Raw genomic sequence first — 3,015 nt, 5'->3', positions numbered from 1 at the left:
TCTGAACCAGATTTAATCTGACAGACACCTGTATAAATAACCGGTAACTGTCAGATCAGGTCTGAGCTAGTACAAATTACTATACCATGGGTAAATATTCCGTTACGCTTAGTTTTGCTGATGGATCCTGCCTGGAAGATAAGATCTTTAAAAATCTCCCCCTGAGATTTGATGATGGCGACCAGTGGTATTTTTCTAACAATGAAAGCAGCGTAGTTTACGCCGGAGGGGGCAATGACGTTATATCCGGCAACTGGGGAAATGACATTCTTTATGGCGAAGACGGTGATGACACGCTTGAGGGGAGTAACGGAGACGATCTACTGGTAGGTGGTACGGGCAATGACTGGCTTGACGGGGGAATGGGTAACGACAGCTGGCTATTCAGCATCGGTGATGGCCAGGATACCCTTTATGATTTTTACGGTGAGCATGACACGCTGAGGTTTGCTGCCGGGATCCTTGCAGCCCAGACGCAGCTTTCACGCAGTGGTAAAGACCTGGTCATGACGTTTCAGCACGGCGACGATAGCGTGACAATCAGCGACTATTTTGCTTCAGCCTGCTATCAGGTAGAGCAGATTGTCTTTGCCGATGGCACCATCTGGGACGTTGAAACTGTATATGCCATGTTGCCCGAACCACCAGATGAAGCATTACCGGTTAACAATCAGCAGCTTTATGGCAGCGAAGGTGACGATATCCTCATCGGAGGAGAGGGTGACGATGTGCTGGCCGGAGGCGTCGGTGATGATGTCCTTGACGGCGGCGCGGGCGCTGATCGCTATTTATTTAATATCGGCGACGGTAATGACGTTATTCGGCAATACGACTTCAACGAGGGTAACGATATCCTGCAAATAGGCGAGGGTATTACGGCCGATAACCTTGTTCTGCAACGAAACAGGAATGACCTTAATATCAATATGCCCGATAGCGGCGACAGTATGACGATTAGCGGTTATTTTATCCGGGGCGGCTTGTCGATTAAGCATATTGTTTTTGCCGATAACACAACCTGGGATTTCGCAACCATTCAGGCCAAAGTACTGATGCCCACCGACGACGCCCAGCAGCTGTACTCCTCAGGTGAAGGATACGAAATACACGCAGCAGGCGGTGACGATACCCTAACAGGTTCTGGAACGAATGATGTGTTGTTCGGTGAGGCTGGTAACGATTCGTTGGATGGCGGGGCGGGTGACGATCTGCTGGCGGGCGGTATCGGTAACGACAGTTTATCTGGCAGTCGAGGCAATGATACTTATCTGTTCAACGCAGGCGACGGTCAGGACATTATTACCGAGTACCGCTATGGCGCCACTGATAAACGCGACACGCTTCGCCTGGGTGAGGGACTGGATGCCGGACAGGTCATTTTGCAATGTGATGCTGACAATCTGGTGATCCGTTTTCAGGACAGCAGCGACAGTATCACCATCAAAAATTATTTCTTTGACGCCAGTTATCGCATCGATCAAATCGTTTTTGCGGATGGTACCTGCTGGGATAATCAGCGAATCAGAGACATTCTGGTGGCCTCAACTGAGCACGCCGATACGATTAAGGGGTTACGCGGGGGCAGCGAAATTCATGGTGGCGATGGTGCGGACACACTGGAAGGCGGAATTGAAAACGACCTTCTGTATGGCGATGCAGGCGATGACATCATTAACGGTGGCATAGGGAATGACCTGATTCATGGCGGTAGGGGGAATGATACCCTCAACGGTGGTTTTGATAGTGATACTTATCTGTTTAATGCCGGTGATGGTCAGGACACCATTATCGACGGTAAAAAGGGAAGCAGCGATGTTGATACTTTGCGTTTTGGCGAGGGGATTCTCGCCGGGCAGACTATTGCTCGGCGTAGTAATGGGGATCTGCTGATACGTTTTGCCGATACGGCAGACAGCGTAACGGTTAAGGACTTTTTCCCCACTTATCACATAGGGCAGATTGTTTTTGCCGACGGAACAACCTGGGACGTTGCCAGGGTGCAGGCCTTAGTGCTGGCCGCAACCGATGCTGATCAATACCTGCAGGCATTCGGTGAAGGTAGCGAAATCCATGGCGGCGACGGAAATGACACGCTGCAGGGTGGGGTGGGTAACGATGCCCTTTCCGGTGATGATGGTGATGACCTTCTGTACTGCGACGGCGGAGACGATACCCTCTATGGCGGCACCGGCAATGACAAACTTTACGGATCGACTGGTGTTGATCTGCTGGCAGGTGGTGCGGGTGACGATACGTTGGATGGCGGCGTCGGTGACGATATTCTGCATGGAGAAGACGGCAATGATAACCTTTATGGATCTTCAGGGAATGACTGGCTTGCTGGCGGTGCGGGCAATGACTATCTGAGCGGCGGCGATGGCGATGACCTGCTAGCGGGTGGGACAGGCAACGACAGTCTTTACGGGAACGGTGGCAGCGACAGTTACCGATTTAACGCCGGTGACGGCCAGGATGTTCTCTCTGATTACGGCAACAGCGGAGAAACAGACAGCCTGTGTTTTGGTGACGGTATTCTGGCCAGTCAGGCGGTAATTACCCGTAGTGGTAACAATCTGGTGATCGGCTTTCAGGACAGTACCGACAGCGTTACTGTACAGAACTTTTTCTGGTCCTCACGATACCAGGTAGAGCATATCAGTTTTGCCGACGGCACCGACTGGCTGGTGGACGATATTTTAAACCATCTGCAATATGACATTCCTCTGCCGATGGCATCTTCGACAGAAACGCCGTACAGCATTAATCTGCTGAATCAGGAAATAAGTCAGTTCCTTGCTGAACGTTCTGACGATGATGCCGGAACGGACTTTATCGCCATACCGCTGGCGACCACCCGCACGACGGCGGTAGCAGTAAGTATCCTCCGGCAGAGCCGGAGGCTTTAGGGTGAGCGCCTCAAAGGCGCCGACAAACCATGAGCTGTACTAGCTCAGACCTGATCTGACAGTTACCGGTTATTTATACAGGTGTCTGTCAGATTAAATCTGGTTCAGA

Annotated in this window: 1 protein-coding gene; it reads left to right on the top strand. The window is 51.3% G+C overall.

Annotated features, from left to right (window positions below; genetic code table 11):
• The first annotated feature begins 86 nt into the window (after nucleotides 1-86).
• Complete coding sequence (locus tag ACSZO4_RS25245) at nucleotides 87-2,906, top strand: calcium-binding protein (protein ID WP_437891836.1); 2,820 nt, start codon at nucleotides 87-89, stop codon at nucleotides 2,904-2,906.
• Nucleotides 2,907-3,015: the final 109 nt, after the last annotated feature.

It is taken from the genome of Phytobacter sp. V91 (genome assembly GCF_965644225.1).
In the GTDB taxonomy this organism is placed as follows: Bacteria; Pseudomonadota; Gammaproteobacteria; order Enterobacterales; family Enterobacteriaceae; genus CBFFRJ01.
Note: the sequence above shows the minus strand (reverse complement) of the source record. Positions and strands in the feature narration are given on the sequence as shown.